Source organism: Actinoplanes sp. NPDC023714, from assembly GCF_040639855.1.
Lineage (GTDB): Bacteria > Actinomycetota > Actinomycetes > Mycobacteriales > Micromonosporaceae > Actinoplanes.
The window spans coordinates 1,105,351-1,121,132 of record NZ_JBFAAR010000002.1 but is presented as its reverse complement, the minus strand read 5'-3'; the positions used below and the strand labels follow the sequence as shown (position 1 = coordinate 1,121,132).

Here is a 15,782-nt window from a genome sequence, read left to right as displayed (position 1 = left end):
GGTCTCCTTCGTGGTGGGCCGGCACCTATCGAGGGTCACCTTAACGGCGCCACGTCCAGAGCCGGCCTGCGATCCCGGGTGACCGGGCCCGCCGCCGCCGCGACGATCGCGAGCAGCGGAACCAGGCCGATCAGGACCCGCTGCAGGCCGGCGTGGCCGGCGAGCCAGCCGATCACCGCGGGCGCGACCAGGATGCCGGTGTAGGTCAGGGTGGTGAACCGGGCCACCATGGCGGCCGAGCCCGGCCCCGAACCCAGCCGGCCGACCACCCCGAAGAGCACCGGCAGCGGCGTGGCGAGGCCGATGCCGGCGAGCGCGAAACCCGCGGTGCTCAGCGCGATCCACGGACTCAGCACGGCGATCGCCATGCCCGCCGCCGCGATGAGGGTCCCGGTCCGGAGCAGGAAGACCGCCGACGTACGCTGCTGCAGCCGGTCCCCGAACAGCCGGCCCGCGGTCTGCAACGTGGCGAACAGGACGTAGCCCAGCCCGGCCGCGCCCAGCGACGCGCCCAGTCCCTCGTGCAGGTGGACGCCGCTCCAGTCGGCCACCGCCGCCTCCACGGTGAGCACCACGGCGCCCATCAGGCCGAACATCATCACCCGTACGGTCCACCCGGCGCGCCACCCGGTTCGTGAAGCGGCGGCGGCACCCGGCGCCCGGTCGGCGGACGCCGGCAGCAGCAGCCGCCCGCAGACCACCGCCACCGGGATCAGCAGGCCGGCCAGCAGCAGGTAGTGCACGTCCCGGCTCATGCCGATCTGCGCCGCACCGGCGCCGAGCAGCGCGCCCGCGACCGAGCCGATGCTCCACGCCGCATGACAGGTGTTCATGATCGGGCGGCCCCGCCGTCGCTCGACCGCCACGGCGTGCGCGTTCATGGTCACGTCGAGCATGCCGTGCACCGCGCCGAACGTGAGCTGGACCAGGATCTGGGTCCGGAAGTCCGGCGCCACGCCGATACCGATCAGCAGCACCGGCAGGATCACCGTGGCGGCCTGCACGATCACCCGGCTGCCGGTCCGCGCCACCAGGGTGCCGGCGGTCTGCATGGCGATCACGGCGGCGATCCCGAACGCCGCCGACAGCGTGCCGATCTGCGCGGTCGTCAGGTCCAGATCGATCTTCAGCGACGGCGTCCGTACCGCCATCGAGGCGATCACCAGGCCGTTTGCCCCGAAGACCGTGGTGATCGCCCATCGTGCCCGCATGCCGGTACCCCCTTCTGCGGGCGCCCGGTGTGGCGCCCGTACCGACACGACGCACGGGGATGGCGGTTTTCGACAGCGATCAGCGCGATCGGGCCCGGACCTCGGCGAGCCGTCCGGTGAGGAACGAGCGCTCGGCGTGGTTGTCCGTCAGCGCCAGCGTCTCCTCGTACGCATCGGCGGCCTCGGCCCAACGCCCCAGCCGCCGCAGGAAGTCGGCGCGTGCGGCGCTCAGGTAGCCGTAGGCTGCCAGCGCCGGCTCGTCGAGCAGCGGATCAAGAGCGTCCAGCCCCGCCTGCGGACCGTCGCGCATGCCGAGCGCCACCGCCCGGTTGAGCTCCACGACGGGGGAGGGCCAGAGGGTACGCAGCACGTCGTAGAGCCCGGTGATCTCACCCCAGTCGGTCTGCTCCCCGCTCGGCGCCTCGGCGTGCACCGCGGCGATCGCGGCCTGCACGGTCCAGTGGCACGGTGGCCCGGCCCGCAGCGACCGCACCAGCAGCGCGACACCCTCCTCGATGCGCCCGGCATCCCAGCGTGACCGATCCTGATCGGCGAGCAGGACCAGGCGCCCGTCGGCGGACACCCGCGCCCCGCTGCGCGCGTCGATCAGCAGCATCAACGCCAGCAGGCCGGTGACCCGCGCGTCGCCGGGCAGCAGCCGGTGCAGCAGCCGACCCAGATCGAGGGCGCGGCCGGTCAGGTCGGGGCGGGTCAGCGACTCGCCCGCGGGCGCCGCGTGTCCGGTGGTGAACACCAGGTGCACCACGTCGAGCACGGCGCCGATCCGCTCCGGCAACTCCTCGGGACCGGGCACCCGGAACGGGATCCGCGCCGCCCGGATCTTCTTCTTGGCGCGGGTGATCCGGGCCGCCATCGCCGGCTCCCGCACCAGGAACGCGCGGGCGACCTCGGCCGTGGACAGCCCGCACAGCAGCCGCAGGGTGAGCGCCACCTGCGCCTCCCGGGCGAGCGCCGGGTGGCAGCAGGTGAAGACGAGCGGCAGCCGGTCGTCGCGGTCCTCCGGACCGGGAACCGCTTCGTCGACCACCAGCAGCGGCAGGGTGCGCCGGAACACCGCGGCGCGGCGGATCAGGTCCCGGGCCCGGTTGCGCGCCACCGTGGTGAGCCACGCCCCGGGCCGGTCCGGGACGCCGGTGCGCTCCCAGGTCTCGAGGGCCTGCGCGTACGCGTCCTGGGCGCACTCCTCGGCCAGGTCGATGTCACGGGTGAGGTGCACCGTCGCGGCGAGCACGGCCGCCCACTCCTCGCGGTGGGCCCGCGCGACGGCGTCCGCGGCGGTCAGCTCACGTCCCGGACGGGCCGCACTTCCACGGCGCAGTGCGCCCAGGTCAGCTCCGGCAGCTTCCGGGCCAGCGCGATCGCCTCGTCCAGGTCGCCGGCCTCGACCAGGTAGTAGCCGCCGAGCACCTCCTTGGTCTCCAGGAACGGTCCGTCGGTGATGAGGCCGCCCCGCAGGGTCGTCGCCGTGCCGGTCGCCTCGAGCGGATCGCCGGCCAGCACGGCGCTGCCTGCCGCGGCCGTGAAGGCGGCGTGCCCGGCGTCGAGTCGCGCGCTCTCCTCCGGGGTCATCGCCTCCCACTGCTGCTCGTCGCCGTAGATGAGGAGCATGTACTTGGCCATCTGTCCTGTCCGATCCGTCGGGGGCCCGTCCGGCCCGTCCATGGTGACGACGAACGAGCCGTGCGCCGATCGACGTTAGTGTGGCCTCGTGTCCGTCGACAGTGAGAGCCCGCTGGCGTCCCGCCTTCTGCGGGCCGGGATCCGGGACGTCGTGGCCGTCGAGCCGGTGAGCGGGGGATTGGCCGCGATCGCCGGGATCGTCCATCGGGAGGACGCCCCGCCGCTCTTCGTCAAGACCCTTGATGTGTACGAGGGGAGCGACGGCCTCTTCGCCGCGGAGGCGGAGGGGCTCACCGCCCTGCGGGAACTCGGCGGGGTGCCGACCCCCGACGTGATCGTCGCCGGCCCGGAGGTGCTCGTGCTGTCGCTGCTGGCGCCGCGACCGGCCGGCGAGGCGTTCTGGGAGCGGTTCGCCCACGCCCTCGCGCACCTGCACACCAGCACCCGTCACGACCGGTTCGGGTGGCACCGCGACAACTGGCTGGGCCGGCGCCGGCAGTCCAATGCCTGGACCGGCGACGGCTTCGCGTTCTTCGCCGAGCACCGGTTGCTGCGCTGGCTTCCCGAACCCCGGGTCGAGGCCGCGCTCGGGCCCGCCGACCGGGCCGCGCTGGAACGGCTGTGCGCCCGGCTGCCGGAGCTGCTGCCGGACCGGCCGGCCTGTCTCACGCACGGCGACCTGTGGGCGCAGAACGTGCTGTCCACCGCGGACGGGCGGGCCGCGCTGATCGACCCGGCGGTGTCGTACACCTGGGCCGAGGTGGACCTGGCCCACCTCTGGACCACCGCGCCGCCGCCGGAGGCACGCCGGTTCTTCCCGGTCTACGCCGAGCTGACCGGCCTCGACGACGGCTGGCCGGCCCGCATGCCGATCATCCAGTTGCGGCAGCACCTCGCGGTCCTGGCGCAGTTCGACGACGACTGGGGCGCCGCCGAGACGATCCGCGCCACCCTCGCGCCGTTCCGGAGCCGGCCCTGACCGGCGGTCACCACCAGCCGTTGCGGCCGCGCTGGAAGAGCCTGCGGCATTCGGCCCAGAGCCGCGGCCGTTCTTGCAGGTCGGCCTCGTCGATGGTGGTGAGGGCGAGGATCTCCGGGCCGAACTGGCTGATCCACGGCACCAGCACCGGGTGGTTCTGGAAATGCCACCACTCGGCGTTGCCGTACTTCGCCGGGAATTCAGAGCGGGGGCCGATCGGGTGGAAGCCGTGCCGGGCGGCCACCGCGGTCACGTCGAGGAAACGGCCGCTCACCGGGCGCACGCTCGTCGATCCGTTGTGCCACTCGACCGCGTCGAGGTCACGCTGCACGCCCCGGTCCGAGCGGGCCCACACGTTCCACCGGTCGCCGGATGCGGTGATCACGTAGAGCTGATTGCGGGCGTCGGCACGCGCCGACCGCACCATGCCCGAGGTGGTGGACAGGTCGAACGCGGCGCCGCAGTAGTGGATCGAGGTGGGTTTGCGGCCGGACGACACGACGGCGTCGAGGGGACGCAGGGCGCCCGCCGTGGTCATCAGCACGCCGGCCTCGTTCAGCTCCGCGCGCATCCCCCGGGCCGCGCCGGCGACGTCGGAGCGCACACGCATCGAGGAATAGCCGTGATCGTCCGGATCGTGGTGGGGGACACCGGGCGGCGTCCACTGGTCCATCTCCACGACCACGGTCGGGAGCCGCCGGCTCTCCGCCCATCCGCGGTTCAGCTCCCAGGCGGTGTCCTCGCCGGGAATGCCGTCGGCGGCGAGCCCGGCAGCCGACTGGAAGTGGCGCACCGCCTGCCGGAAGGTACCGGCGTGCACGTCACGGCGATCGCCGACGACCCGGTGGAAGACGAGCAACTCGCCGAGCCGGTCGAAGTAGCGGTCCTGATGGGCGGCGAACCGCTCGGGTGCGACGGCGAGATAGGAGCGGAGCGCGTCGAGGTCCCGGTCGGTGGCGAGGATGTCAGCCACGGGCGACCTTCTGCCGTCCGAGCACCTCCGCGATCTGCTGGCGGAACGCCGGCGACGGCTCCAGCCCGAGCGCGTTGCGCAGCAGCGCACGGTACTGCTTGAACTGCCGGGCCGCCTCGCCGCAGTTGCCGGCCGCGAGATGGGCGTCGACGAGGGCCCGGTGCGCCGACTCCCGCAACGGCTCGGCGGCGACGGCCGCGAACGCCGCGTCGGCGGCCAGCGCGACGCTTCCCCGCGCCAGCCAGCTCGCGCTGAGCTGCTCCAGCCCGTGCAGGCACAACTGGCGCAGGCGTTCACGTTCGATCAGGACCCAGTCGTCGTACCAGTCCGGCAGCAGCTCGCCGCCGAGCAGCTTGGTGTCCGCGGCGACGTCGCCGGCGTGCCCGGCCAGCAGCTTGCGCGCGACCGCGTCGACCTCCGCGACGTCCACATAGACGTCGTCGGCGAGCCCCAGATGGGTCCGGCTGGAGCGGATCAGGCGTTCGCCGTAACCCCGGGTGCGCCAGAGCGCGGACCGCAGGTTCGAGGTGGCCCGGGTGTCGGTCTTGTCCAGCCACAGTGCGCCCGCCACGTAGTTGCGGTGCAGCGGCCGCGGGTGCAGGGCCAGGAAGGCGACCAGCCGCTGGGCGGCGAGCGGCGCATCCACGGCCAGATCGTCGACCACCAGCTGGAAGCCGTCTATCAGGCGCAGACGTACGGCAGCATGGCGGTCGATGCGGGTGGCGAGCGGGGCAGCGGTGAGCGCCATCGTCGGTCCTCGGCATGATCGTGTGATTTCGCCCGAGCATGGCATACAAAGCGTCACTACTCCGTCACATCACCGTGGCGCTCCAGGTCGTCAAGCCACCGGATGACACCGTCGCGGATCGCCTCGCTGCCCGCGAAAACTCCCAGCTCACGTGGCCTGCCGTCGACTCCCTCGGAGCCGCGCAGGCGAGCCACCGGTACGCCGTCGTTCGTCCACACCGTGACGAGCAGGACGCCGAGCACAGGACCTGTCATGGCAGCGGATGGACACTCATGCCTGGTTCGATGCGCGGTAACCACCGCCGGTCGACGATCCGCACGGCTGCTGCGGGGTGGGTTCGGGCGGGCTCTGTCCCGGGTCGCCGCCCGTGTCGTCGGGTTCGTGCCGGCACTCCTCCAGGACGACAGCGACCAGATTGTCACGACGGGCCTTGAGAGCTTCCGTCCGCAGCCTCTGCCAGGTCTCGTAACGGAAGATCGTGGTCTGGAGGCAGAAGCTGACCTCCCGCCAGTCGATGAGTTTCGCGAACCAGTAGCGCAGCTTGAGCCCGTACGCGGTCGGCTCGGCACGATCGGCGTCGAGCTGGTCGATGTCGTCGCTCAATTGCAGATAGAGGACGTAGTTGCGCTCGTCGTCGCTGCCGCTCTGGGCGCACACCGCCTGCTCGAGCTCGACGGCCCGGCCGGTCAGCTTCTTGATCGCTCCGGCCAGCTCGGCGGGCAGCTTCACCAGGCGGTCGTAGGTCGCGTCGGCGAACGTGACGCATCGCTTGGCCGCGGCGGCCCGGTCCGTGATCTCGCCGATCCTCTGCCCCAGCTGCTCCACGTCGCGAGGCAGGCCCGCGCAGTAGGCCGTGTCGGGCGTGTCGCACTTCTCCTGCTGTTCGGGAGGAAGGGTGTCGCTCGTGTTTTTCGACCAGCAGTGCTCCAGCTCGGTCCGGCGGCTCTCGCCGAGCTTGCAGTCGAGCGCCGCCTTGATGCGGTCACGCTTTCGCACCAGCTCCTCCCACGCGGCGGCCTGCTCCTTCCGCGCCGCGGCGTACCCGTCCTGGGCGGCCTTCAGGGCTTTGTACCGCTGCTCGACCACGCCCTTGTCCTGCTCGTAAAGGTCGGACTGCTTCTTCGCGACAGCGGTGTCCAGCTGGTACTGGGCGTTCTTGTCGTTCGGGTCGTTCCGGTCGGCAGGCGGTTTCGTCTGCGGGGTCTCTTGCTGCGGGCCCTGTTGCTGCGGGCCCTGTTGCTGGTGCGGGCCCTGTTGCTGGTACGGGCTCTGTTGCTGCTGATCGTGCGGATCTGCTTGCGCCACGACGGCCTCCTCCAAGCTCTACCGGGCCATCGTGCGAGGCGTGCGTCGCCGCAGCGTCGCCGCGCTATCGCCGCGGGTCCGGCCGATCGGCGTACGGGCCGAGGTCGCCCGCTCCGAGCAGCCGCCCCTCGCTGCGGAACTGGCGGCTCACGCCCTGCGCCACATCCCGCATCGACGGCCGGTCCGCGCCGGACGCGGCGGCCAGCAGGCTCGCGGTGCGCACCGCGCCGACGATCCCGGCGCCGGTCAGCTCCAGGGCGGCGAGCCGGTCCAGGTCGACGCCGGCGTCGCACGGGTGCAGCGCCAGCTCCCACAGCCGGCGCCGCTCGGGTTCGTCGGGCCGGGGGAAGTGCACGACCGTGTGGAAGCGGCGGACGAACGCCGGATCGATGTTGTCGCTCAGGTTGCTCGCCAGGATCACCACCCCGGCGTACTCCTCGAACCGCTGCAGCAGGTGGCTGACCTCGGTGTTGGCGTACCGATCGGTGCCGTGCCGCACCTCGCCGCGCCGGCCGAAGAGCGAGTCGGCCTCGTCGAAGAACAGCACCGCCCCGGAACCGCCGATGGTGGTGAACACGTCGTCGAGGTGCTTCGCGGTCTCACCCACCCACTTCGACACCACCCGGGACAGGTCCACCTTGACCAGCGGCGTGCCGAGTTGCACGGCGATCACCTCGGCGGCGAGGGTCTTGCCGGTGCCCGGGTCGCCGGTGAACAGCGCCTTGTAGCCGCGGTGCCCGGCCATCAGCCGGTTCCCCCGCCAGCGCTCGTGCTGGTCCGGCAGCGCCCGCGCGAACGACGCGATCTCCAGGATCTGCCGGTGCAGCGGCGCGGTGAGCACCAGGTGATCCGGCCCGCGCTGCGGCGTGACCACCCGGACGAGCCGGTCCGGGCGCGGCGCCGACATCGCCGTGCACGCCGCCTCCAGGGCCCGGTCGTCGTCCTCGCCGAGGACCGTCGCCGCGGTCGCGGCCAGGCCGGCCGCCGCCGTCGCGGCGAGCGGTGCCAGCCGGGACCGGCCGGCGAGTTCCCGCACGTGCCCGTCGGCCAGCCCGGGAAATCGTTGCTGCCAATAGGCGGCGCGCGCCGCGGCGTCGTCGTCGGCGTGCACCTCCAGCCAGCGCCGCCCGGCCATCGCGGCGGCCGGCCGCCACGGCTGCGCGGCGGTCAGCACGATCGGCTGGTGGGTGCCGGCCAGCACCGCGGCGAGCACGTCCTGCAGGTCGTCGGCGAGGTGGGGGAGGGAGATCCAGAGCAGGGCCCGGCAGGCGCCGGCGGCGGCGAGGGCCCGCCGCAGGATCGCGCCGGCCTGAACCGCGCCGCCTTGGATCGCGCCGGCCTGGATCGCGTCTGCCCGGCCCGCGCCGGCCTGGCCGGCGTCCGCCTGGTCCGGGCCGGCGCCGGACAGGGCGGAGACCCGCCGCAGCGGCATCCCGGCGGCGCGGGCCAGCTCGGTGGCGGCCGCCTCGGCGAACGCTACCGGCTCGGCGTGGATCAGCACGGTGTCGAGGGTTCCCTCGCGCAGGGCGGCGGCGACCCGGGGCAGCGCCGGCCGGCAGCGCACCGGGAAGGCGTCCGCCATGGTGCCGGCCGCGTCCGGGTCACCGGCCACCGAGTCCGGGTCACCGGCCACCGCGCCCGGGTCGAGCGGGGCGCCGAGCAGCAGGTCGAGCAGGCCGGGGGCGAGCCGCAACTGCTGGCGCAGGTCGGTGGCCGCGTCGGCGTACGGCAGCAGCAGCCGGCACCGCCGCAACGTGCCGAACGGTCCGAGCGCGGCCCGCTGCGGGTACCGGTCGCACAGCCCGCCGGTCAGCGTCAGCAGCAGCTCCACCGACGGGTAGCGGCGGTCGAACTCGTCGCAGACGTAGGCGTAGATCCGCTCGTAGGCCCGGTCGAGCTCGGGGGCGGCCACCGCGACGAGGGCCTGCCGATCCAGCTCGTCCAGTCCGAAACGCGAGGTCAGCACGTCGAGGGGCAACGCGGCGCCGGCCTCCCGGGCCAGGTCGCGCAGCTCGTCCTCGACGGCCATGTCACCGTCACTCTCGTGAGCGGCGGGGCAGCCGGCGTCGGTCACGAAGCGGTCGGCGCGGTCCAGCAGCACCGCCACCTGCCGGTCGGTGATGCACCGGTCGGCGAGGTCGGGCCGGTCCAGCAGGGCCGCTTCGGCCTGCTGGCGGCGTACGGCGGCGCGGCACGCCCGGTTCAGGACGGTCAGGCGCAGGTCCAGGTGGGCGGCCGCATATTTGGTGCCGGTCACGCTCAGCCTCCCGTGAAGTCCACCGGGCGCCCGCCCAGCCACGGCACGTCGTCGACCGTGCGCAGGGCGCCCCGATCCCGCAGGTCGGCGTGGCGGCGGCCGAGCGGCACGCGCACGGTCAGCCCGTACGGACCGGACCGCACCAGTCCGTCGAGGTCGGCGAAGCGGTCCAGCGCCAGCATCGGATGGGTGCTCTCCCGGCCGTGCCAGAGCTGCCAGGCCAGGGCGGCGAGCGCGGCGCCGGCCAGCGTGGCGATCGGGCCGTCGAGGGCGGCGGCGTACCCCTGCCTGCCGGACGCGGGCCGCTCCGCGGACGCGGCCACCAGCTCGGCCAGCGGCGCACAAGCAGGGATCTCGTCCGGCATCGGCGGGCGCCCGAACGACCGCCACAGCCGATCCACCTCGTCCGGCGCCGCGTCCAGAGTCATCGGGAAGACCCCTGTCGAGTCCGCCACGGCGTACCCGGTATCGCCCGGCACCACCAGCAACGGCCAGGCCGCCGGGCGCTCCGCCACCAGCTCGTCCACGATCAGGCGCTGGGCGGGCGGCCACCAGACGGCCTCCGCATCGGCCAGCCGCTCGGGTGACGCCTCACCGGCCGGGTCGCCCGCGAAACCGTGAGGGTCGCCGGCGAACACCGCGATCGTGTCGAGCGCGGCCGGCTCGTGCAGCCAGCCGCGCGCCGGCGGCGGCAGCGTCTTGCGCGCCAGCGCCGCGGCGAACGCCGCCAGGTCCTGCTCGCCGCCCGGTCCGGCCAGATGGGCCGCCACGGCGTCCAGCACACCCATCCGCTGCAGCGGTCCCAGCAGCAGAAACGGCAGCACGGTCGGCACCTCCACCTCCCGCTGCGGTGCCGGCCGGGTGCCATGGCGCGAGCTGGGTGGGGCGCTTCGCGCGATGTCGGGTACGACGGACCGCCCGCCCGGCCACCCACCTAGCGGCCCGGTCGGCGCCCCGGCCGCCCACCCACCCGGCGCCCCGGCCGGCGATCCGCCCAGCACGGATGAGTCGCCGGCCGGCTCGTCTCCGACAATTCCGAAATGTCGGGAAGACGGGAGGACGGTGGAATGGGTGCTTCCCTCGGCCGGGGGACCGGTCGGTGATTCCCCGGAAGCGTCCTCCACCCCATCGGTGGTCGTGGGCACGGTGCCGGAAGCCGCGGGGAAGGATGTCGTGCTGATCCCCGCTGTTTCGCCTGCTTGGTCGACGAGGGTGATGGCCGCTGCCGGGTCGGCGGAGGTGGTTGCCGTCCCGGCGGCGGCGGTGCCGATCGCTGCCGAGACGGTGCCGGCGTTGTCGGGTGGAAGCGCGAAGGGGTGCGGTTCGGCTGGGGTGGCCGGCGAGGGGAAATCCCACACCGACGGATCGGAGACGGGGAGGTCGAGCCGGGCGGCCGTCGCGACCGCCGCTACGAGCCGTGCCGTGACCACATCCTGCGGGTCTTCCGATGAGGGTGTGCCGGCCGGGTCCGGGCCGCCGAGCAGTCGTGACCAGGCGGTCAGCAGTTGAGGGGCGGCCGCGGCCAGCAGCCGGTCCAGCCGGCCGGATCGGTGAGCGTGCAGCAGCGTCCGGGACACGCACGCGGCCCGTACGCCATCCTGCCCGGGAGGGTGGAGACCCGGATCGGGTACGGGATCCGGGCGCGGCGCACCGGGGGCCCAGGTGGCGCCGGCCGCGAGCACCGCGTCGTGCACCGCCCGGCCGACCGCATGGTGCAGCGTGAACCGGGCCGCCGACATCGCCGGTGGGTCGGGGGACGGGTGCTCACCACGTACCCTCTCGGAAGTCTCCGACGGACCCGGACCCTCCGGATCGGCGCCGAGATCGGCGGCCACGCCGGGCGAGGCGAGAGCGGCGAGCGCCGTGACCGGAACGCGCAGCCGCACCCGCACCTCGGGCAGCACGACGGCACCGGGACCGTCCGCGCCGGTCTCCGCCGCCAGCCGGGGCACGACGAGCAGGGTGACCAGCGCCTCGAGAGCACGCGCCAGGGCGTCACGGTCGTCGGCGAACCAGGGCTGGCGGACGATCGCCCGCACGTCGCACCGGCCGATCCGCATCACGGGTTCGGCCCTTGGACGGCCTGTGGCAGGTACCCCGCGACCAGCACGATGAGGGTCTCGGCCGGGAAGGTCCCGGTGGCCGTTGCCTTCCCGCTCGGCTTGTCGGCGGGAATCCGGACCACACCGTCGGTGATGAGGCCGCTCCGCGCGCGGACCTCGTAGCGTGGCTGCTCGACGACGCCGGCCGACCCCATCCGGGGCACCGTGATTTCGATCTTGCTGCCCACCTCGGCCACGGTGACATCGCTGACCAGCCGGCTCAGTACCGGTCTGCTGGTGCCGTCCGGCCCGGTCAGGGATGTGACGCGCCAGCCGAACACCGCGAGCGGATCGTCGAACTCGGCGTCGACAACGGCGGTGAGCAGCTGGGCCGCCGGGAAGGCCAGTGCCGGACCGCCCGATGTGATCGCGACGTCCAGCACGAGCTGCGGCGGCAGCGCCGGCACCGCGACCGGCACGGTGACGAGCGCACCGATCGCGTGGCCGGTCTCCTTGACGTAGACCACGGTCATCGACGTCATGGCCCGGTGCCCGTCTGCCGTGCGGCGGCCACCACGAACCGGCACACCGCCGCCGGCCCGTCGTCCAGAGCGGGCGGGTTCATGGTGACCCTCTGCAGCCGGCAGTGGGCCACCCGCTGCCGGTCCACCTCGCAGCGGGACACCAGGAACGCCGTGCCGGGCTGCGGCGGCGGGTAGCCGGGCGTCACCCAGATGTGCAGGATCACCTTGCCGGCGGCCACCTCCTCCTCGGTGACGCCGGGCGGCAGCGGCAGCGGCATGCCGTCGGTCGCGACGCCGGAGATCAGGCCCACCGCCCCGGCGATGGACACCGCCGGATCGAGCTGCCCGCCGAGCGTGACGTCACCGGCCGGCGAGACCGAGAAGACATCGGCCACGCCGCCGGCCGCGTCGAGGGCGCCGAAGCGCAGGCCGCGGGCGTCGAGGACCATCGCCGGCTGGCCGGCCGCGGCCGGGTCGCCGAGGCGCAGCAGCAGCCGGTCCCGGTCGGCGATCACCTCGCCCGCCCGGACGCCGGCCGGGCGCACCCGGACCTGGCCCACCTCGTCGTACACCTCGACGTAGCGGTTCAGTCCCGTGTGGAAGCGGACGAAGCCGAGCAGCACCCGGTACGGCCGCGCCACCGCGGTCAGCGGTTCGCCGAATCCGATCCGCGGTTGCGCGGCCAGCGCGAGGTGCTCGTCGCGGCGGCCGATGCGGATCTGGTAGCCCTCGGCCGTCCGGGTCGGGCCCGAGGTGCCGCAGCCGCCGGGGTCGAACGGCGGCGCCGCCGCGTCCCGGTCGTCCGCGCTGAGGATGACCGGGTACGGGAACGTGGTCACCGTGCCCGGGTAATCGGGATCCACGGCCGGGCTGAGCACGTCGGCGCGGAACTGTTCCGGGGTCAGCGGCTCGTCGTCGGGCACGACGACGAGGCGCCCGTCGCCGTCGATGGCCACGCCGGCGGTCACGGTGACCGGCACGGTGCCGACGGACTGCCCGCCGTGCGTCATCATCTGCCGGTCCCCGGCGGCCAGGCGCAGCCCGGCGGCGATGCCGGGGGTGTGCGCGACCCGGTCGTGGCGGGCGGCGCGGTCCCGGGCCGAGTCGACGGTGAGTTCCAGGTCGGAGGCGTTGAGCTGCTGCCCGTCGGTGAACCGGGGGCGCTGCGGCGAGACGGTCATGACCGGTCACCGGCGTTCAGCGACTCCACCAGCCGGGACAGTTCGGTCTGCAGCTGGGCCAGTTCGCCCTTCAGGTTCTCCGCCTCCCCGGCGATCTTCTTGATCTGCTGCGCCTGCCGGGGATTGAGCCGGGTCCTGGCCAGCTGCTTCTGCGGCTCGACGCTCTTCTCCTGAGTCCTCCCGGATGGTGTCAGGCTTTTGCGTACGTTGTTCAGCACGCTCAACAGCGGAAGCTTCCGGCCGGGCGCGTCGTCGCAGCAGGCCTGGACGATCTCGTCGTGCAGCAGGTCCATCGGCAGCCAGTAGCCGAGCGTGGATCCGGTCACCGCGTGCCGGCGGATGCTGTCGCACACCCGCACGACCTCGCAGCCCTCGACCACGATCTCGGCCAGCGGCACCGCCGTGTCGGTGCAGGACGGGCACGGCGGGTTGGCCGCGGCGCAGGCGCATTCGCGGGCGGACCGCCCGAACGCGGCGAGCACCAGCTCGGCGGCGGCCTGCAGCGCCCGGTCGTCGCGGCGGTCGACGGTCAGCCGGGCCAGCCGGGTGTCGTCCTGGCAGCGCGTACCCGGTTGTCCCGCCCGCCGGGTGAGCAGCACGTCGCGGCCCTCGGCCACGATTTCGCGGAGCTTCTCGCGCATCTCCTCGCTGGCCGGCACGCCGTTGGCCAGCAACCGGTCGGCGGTGGTGGGCGCGATGCCGGCCTCGTCCGTCGTGGGCTTCGGCGGCGGGATCCGCCGCCGCAGGCTCGACACCTGCTCCAGCAGGGCGGCCTTGAGGATCGCGGCGATCGGGTCCTGCTGCTCCTGGCCGGTGAAGGTGTCCTCCACCTGGGTGAGCACGTCGCGGGCGGCGGTGCGGTCGCCGGCCAGCGCGAGCCGGGCGCCGATCGACGCCAGCCTCACCGCCTGCGGCAGCTTCTTCTCGGCGTCGAACTCGCGTCGGGCCTCCTCGATCTCCTTCTCGGCGGGGGCGCCGTCCGGCGAGCGGGCGGCCCCGCTGGTGAGCTGCTGGGCGGCGTCGCCGGCGGCGCGTAGCCGCGCTTCGAGGCCGGCCGCGTCCAGTCCGGCGGTCTCGCAGGCGGCGAGCGCGGTCCACAGCGACGGCCTTTCTTTCTCGCCACGGCAGCGGCAGCGCAGCGCGAACCGGTACCCCTCGGAGACCCGGCTGGGCTCGCAGTCGGCGCTGGAGCCCTGCTCCTCGGAACCGGCGTACGGCGCGACGAGCCGTCCCGGCGTCTCGGTGTACTCGACGACCAGCTCGTACCGGCGGGCCAGCGGCTCCTTGCCGGCGTCCCCCTTGCCCGGCTCCGGCTCGGCCGGGCACGGCTCGACGCAGCCGCCGACGTGCGGCAGGTCGGCGAGCAGCGCGGTGACGTCGAGCGTCTCGTCGCAGCCGACGACGATGTCGTTGCCGCAGCAGTCGAGGGCGTACCCGGGCCGTACCCGGATCCGGCTGCCGCCCGCGTCGGCGCAGAGCACCTCGAGGCCGCAGACCACGCCGGCGCCGACGAGGTAGCGGTTGTGCAACCGGTTCTTGGCGGTCAGGTAGTCGCCGAGCGCCTCCAGGTCCTCCTCGGTCAGCAGCTGGCCGGCGAAGAACCGGGGGCGGGTGAACGTGCCCGCGGCCGTGGCGCCGGGCTGCCGCTCGCCGCAGCCACCCCCGCAACCGCAGCCGCATCCGCCGTCGCGCCGCTTCATGCGGATCCCTCCTCGGAACCGCCGCTCGGGTCCTGGCCGACCCAGATCCACGACTCGAAGGTGCCGCCCTCGGCGCCGTTGCCCGACTGCCAGTCCCCGGCCCGGTCCGGCGGGTTCGCGCAGATCAGCGGCTGCGGGTCCGGATGGCCGTCCACCGCCGTCAGGGCGGCGCGGAGCGGGACCCCGCCGCCGAGGTGCATGCCGGACAGGGCGCGGCAGCACTCGTCCAGCACGAACGCCGAGCGGATCACCAGCAGGATCCGGTCGCCCGTGTTGAACCCCTCGGCCTCCTGGAGCCGGATCCACACCTCGTCGCAGAGCTGCTCCCCGGCCGGCCGGGTCTCCAGTGTGACGTCCTTGACGTACCAGTTGTCCCGGCGCCCGCGGCCGCCCTCGTACACGACCAGGTCGACCACGCCGGGCCGCAGCGAGCCGGCGTGCACCGGCCGGGAGAACCGGACCCCGACGCCGCGTTCCAGCATCCGCTCGGCGGCCCGCCGGCCGTACGTGCCGCCGTGCACCCAGCCGAGCCCGGTGACCGTGGCCAGGCGGTGCCGGGCGAGCGGGCGGCGCCCGTCCACCCGCACGCTCGCCGTGGCGGTTCCCGGGTCCCAGGTCAGCACGGCCAGCAGGATCCGGCGGTCCGGGCAGCCGGCCAGGCACATCTCACAGGTGTCGCACGCGGCCTCCTGCGGCGCGGTGGCGTCGACGCGCAGGCGCACCTCGTCGCGGATCCGGCCGTACTGCGGCTCGGTGAGCGGGTCGCAGCCGTACTCGGCCGGGGTGCTCGGATGCACCGGCCGGGCGACGTGCTCGATCGAGACGTAGAGCGGCCGGCCGGCCAGCAGCGCCTCGCGCTCGGCGTCGCCGAGCAGCTCCCCGAGCCGGCGGCAGTGGCGCCGGCGCAGCACCAGCAGCTCACCGCGGCAGTCCACCGCCACGCCCGCCTCGGTCTCGAGCACGAGCTGCTCGGCCGGCGGGCGCTGCTCGCCGTCGCCGGCCGTCGCGGGGGCGGGGGCGGTGGCCGGCACCCGCACGTCGAGGCCGCACGCCACGCCCCACCCGATCGCCGCCCGGGTCAGCAGACCCAGCCGGTTCACGAAGTACGCCTGCTCGGCGCGCAGATCCTCCGGGCCCAGCAGCTGGCCGAAGAAGTAGCACAGGCGCTCCAGCAGCGGAATGTCCGCGCCGCCGTGCCCGTGTCCGCAGTCCGTTCGCATC

14 protein-coding genes are annotated in these 15,782 nt (G+C 74.1%); 1 reads left to right on the top strand and 13 read right to left on the bottom strand.

Annotated features, from left to right (window positions below):
• Nucleotides 1-35 precede the first annotated feature (35 nt).
• The 3 genes from AB0G10_RS13350 to AB0G10_RS13340 form a co-directional block, all read right to left on the bottom strand.
• A complete protein-coding gene (locus AB0G10_RS13350) occupies nucleotides 36-1,211 on the bottom strand; it encodes an MFS transporter (protein WP_360919602.1) in 1,176 nt (391 codons plus the stop codon).
• Nucleotides 1,212-1,290: 79 nt separating this feature from the next.
• Entirely contained in the window at nucleotides 1,291-2,463 is a 1,173-nt protein-coding gene (locus tag AB0G10_RS13345; protein ID WP_360919599.1) for a DUF6596 domain-containing protein, read from the bottom strand.
• A 47-nt stretch (nucleotides 2,464-2,510) separates the two neighbouring features.
• Nucleotides 2,511-2,852, bottom strand: a complete 342-nt coding sequence (locus AB0G10_RS13340; RefSeq protein ID WP_360919597.1) for a YciI family protein — start codon at nucleotides 2,850-2,852, stop codon at nucleotides 2,511-2,513.
• An 88-nt stretch (nucleotides 2,853-2,940) separates the two neighbouring features.
• On the opposite strand from AB0G10_RS13340, the gene AB0G10_RS13335 reads away from it, so the two are divergent.
• Nucleotides 2,941-3,831, top strand: a complete 891-nt coding sequence (locus AB0G10_RS13335) for a fructosamine kinase family protein (protein WP_360919595.1) — start codon at nucleotides 2,941-2,943, stop codon at nucleotides 3,829-3,831.
• A gap of 7 nt (nucleotides 3,832-3,838) precedes the next feature.
• Here AB0G10_RS13335 and AB0G10_RS13330 read toward each other — a convergent pair whose 3' ends face one another.
• The 10 genes from AB0G10_RS13330 to AB0G10_RS13285 all read right to left on the bottom strand — a co-directional run bounded on the left by AB0G10_RS13330 (nucleotide 3,839) and on the right by AB0G10_RS13285 (nucleotide 15,781).
• A complete protein-coding gene (locus AB0G10_RS13330; protein WP_360919592.1) occupies nucleotides 3,839-4,804 on the bottom strand; it encodes a peptidoglycan-binding domain-containing protein in 966 nt (321 codons plus the stop codon).
• On the bottom strand, nucleotides 4,797-5,552 hold the full coding sequence (locus AB0G10_RS13325) for a BTAD domain-containing putative transcriptional regulator (protein ID WP_360919589.1): 756 nt from the start codon (nucleotides 5,550-5,552) through the stop codon (nucleotides 4,797-4,799). Before AB0G10_RS13325 ends, AB0G10_RS13330 begins: the two co-directional genes overlap by 8 nt.
• Before the next feature lie 56 nt (nucleotides 5,553-5,608).
• A complete protein-coding gene (locus AB0G10_RS13320; RefSeq protein ID WP_360919586.1) occupies nucleotides 5,609-5,806 on the bottom strand; it encodes a hypothetical protein in 198 nt (65 codons plus the stop codon).
• A 16-nt stretch (nucleotides 5,807-5,822) separates the two neighbouring features.
• Nucleotides 5,823-6,857 carry a hypothetical protein gene (locus AB0G10_RS13315; RefSeq protein ID WP_360919584.1) on the bottom strand — a complete coding sequence of 345 codons (1,035 nt, stop codon included), beginning with the start codon at nucleotides 6,855-6,857 and terminating at the stop codon, nucleotides 5,823-5,825.
• 64 nt (nucleotides 6,858-6,921) lie between these two features.
• Nucleotides 6,922-9,114, bottom strand: a complete 2,193-nt coding sequence (locus tag AB0G10_RS13310; protein WP_360919581.1) for an ATP-binding protein — start codon at nucleotides 9,112-9,114, stop codon at nucleotides 6,922-6,924.
• Between the two features lie 2 nt (nucleotides 9,115-9,116).
• Nucleotides 9,117-11,177: a hypothetical protein gene (locus AB0G10_RS13305; RefSeq protein ID WP_360919578.1), complete on the bottom strand. Its 2,061-nt coding sequence runs from the start codon at nucleotides 11,175-11,177 to the stop codon at nucleotides 9,117-9,119.
• Nucleotides 11,174-11,698, bottom strand: a complete 525-nt coding sequence (locus tag AB0G10_RS13300) for a hypothetical protein (RefSeq protein ID WP_360919576.1) — start codon at nucleotides 11,696-11,698, stop codon at nucleotides 11,174-11,176. The genes AB0G10_RS13305 and AB0G10_RS13300 overlap by 4 nt, the downstream gene beginning before the upstream one ends.
• The gene (locus AB0G10_RS13295) at nucleotides 11,695-12,861 is read right to left on the bottom strand and encodes a hypothetical protein (RefSeq protein WP_360919574.1); all 1,167 of its coding nucleotides are present in this window, start codon (nucleotides 12,859-12,861) and stop codon (nucleotides 11,695-11,697) included. Before AB0G10_RS13295 ends, AB0G10_RS13300 begins: the two co-directional genes overlap by 4 nt.
• Nucleotides 12,858-14,561 (bottom strand): hypothetical protein, encoded by a 1,704-nt coding sequence (locus AB0G10_RS13290; protein ID WP_360919571.1) that lies wholly within the window; start codon nucleotides 14,559-14,561, stop codon nucleotides 12,858-12,860. Before AB0G10_RS13290 ends, AB0G10_RS13295 begins: the two co-directional genes overlap by 4 nt.
• Complete coding sequence (locus AB0G10_RS13285; RefSeq protein ID WP_360919568.1) at nucleotides 14,558-15,781, bottom strand: hypothetical protein; 1,224 nt, start codon at nucleotides 15,779-15,781, stop codon at nucleotides 14,558-14,560. Before AB0G10_RS13285 ends, AB0G10_RS13290 begins: the two co-directional genes overlap by 4 nt.
• Between the last annotated feature and the right edge of the window lies 1 nt (nucleotide 15,782).

Coding starts and splice junctions, on each gene's coding strand:
- AB0G10_RS13320 (WP_360919586.1), bottom strand. CDS start 5,806: ATGACAGGTCCTGTGCTCGGCGTCCTGCTCGTCACGGTGTGGACGAAC.
- AB0G10_RS13295 (WP_360919574.1), bottom strand. CDS start 12,861: ATGACCGTCTCGCCGCAGCGCCCCCGGTTCACCGACGGGCAGCAGCTC.
- AB0G10_RS13325 (WP_360919589.1), bottom strand. CDS start 5,552: ATGGCGCTCACCGCTGCCCCGCTCGCCACCCGCATCGACCGCCATGCT.
- AB0G10_RS13300 (WP_360919576.1), bottom strand. CDS start 11,698: ATGACGTCGATGACCGTGGTCTACGTCAAGGAGACCGGCCACGCGATC.
- AB0G10_RS13290 (WP_360919571.1), bottom strand. CDS start 14,561: ATGAAGCGGCGCGACGGCGGATGCGGCTGCGGTTGCGGGGGTGGCTGC.
- AB0G10_RS13350 (WP_360919602.1), bottom strand. CDS start 1,211: ATGCGGGCACGATGGGCGATCACCACGGTCTTCGGGGCAAACGGCCTG.
- AB0G10_RS13340 (WP_360919597.1), bottom strand. CDS start 2,852: ATGGCCAAGTACATGCTCCTCATCTACGGCGACGAGCAGCAGTGGGAG.
- AB0G10_RS13285 (WP_360919568.1), bottom strand. CDS start 15,781: ATGCGAACGGACTGCGGACACGGGCACGGCGGCGCGGACATTCCGCTG.